Annotated in this window: 1 protein-coding gene; it reads right to left on the bottom strand. The window is 74.2% G+C overall.

Annotation, left to right across the window (positions count from 1 at the left end; all coding sequences use genetic code 11):
• Positions 1–295: 295 nt before the first annotated feature.
• The coding region (locus AOK09_RS28990) for an NADPH:quinone reductase (RefSeq protein ID WP_245687523.1) at positions 296–1,119 on the bottom strand (824 nt) is incomplete at its 5' end.

Here is a 1,119-nt window from a genome sequence, read left to right as displayed (position 1 = left end):
CGTCGAGCCGTTGCACTCAGGCAGGCACTGGCCGACCACATGGGTGGAGGAGTGACGGTTCCGTCAGCGTGAGGGCCTTTCGCTGTCACCGCTTGGCAGGGCTTGAGCACTCGAGGCGGTCGCCTCCGTCGTCCCGGACCCAACCGGCCCGTCAGTCGGGCACCTCCGCCCCGGCTGCCCTGCCATGACGCACCGGACCCGTCGCGGGGTGCGGACGGGCCGGTGCGTGAGCTGCCAGGCCCTCGGCAAGGGCCACGCGTCGGCGGGACGCCGCCGCACGGTGGCCGACTCGACGTCACGACATGACGTCCACCAGGACCTTGCCGACCGCACCGCCCTCCACCGCCCGGTGCGCGTCGGCGGTGCGGTCGAGCGGGAAGCGGGTCAGCGGCAGGCCGTGCTCCTCGCCGACCGGCAGGGCGCCGTCCCGGACCGCGGCGGTGACGTCCTGGACGGCCGCGGCGCGTGCCTCCGGACCTGCCGTGTAGAGCACCAGGAACTGGAAGCGGGTGTTCAGCACCATGTTCCGCACCACGTTCAGTTCGACCGGCCTGCCACCCTCGTTGGCGTAGGTCGAGATCGTGCCGCGGGTCCGCAGCACGGCCAGATCCAGTGCGAGGTTCGCGCCCAGTGCCACCTCAGCGACGATGTCGACGCCGTCCGGGGCGATCGCGCGGATCTCGGCGGCCGGGTCGCCCTCGCGGTAGTTGATCACGTGGTGGGCCCCTGCTGCGGTGGCCAGCCGGGCCTTCTCCGGGCTGCTCACCGTGCTGATCACGGTGGCGCCGGCCCATCGGGCGAGCTGGATCACCGCGTGTCCGACCGCTCCGGCCCCGCCTGCGGCGAGCACCACCTTTCCGTCGAGCGCCCCGGGCCACAGCCGACGCGGCCCGTCCTCGGCGACGGTGAGCGCGCGGTGCGCGGTCAGCGCGGGTACGCCGAGTGCGGCGCCGACGTCGAAGCCGGCCTCGTCGGGCAGCTGCACGGCCTGTTCGGCGGGTACGACGGTGAACTCGGCGGCGGTGCCGGTGGGCCGCCCGGCGGCGGCCATGAACAGCCAGACCCGCTCACCGACCCGGCCCTGGTCGACCCCCTCCCCGACGGCGTCGATCGTCCCGG

Source organism: Peterkaempfera griseoplana (assembly GCF_001418575.1).
In the GTDB taxonomy this organism is placed as follows: domain Bacteria; phylum Actinomycetota; class Actinomycetes; order Streptomycetales; family Streptomycetaceae; genus Peterkaempfera; species Peterkaempfera griseoplana.
This window is presented reverse-complemented; position numbering and strand designations above follow the sequence as displayed.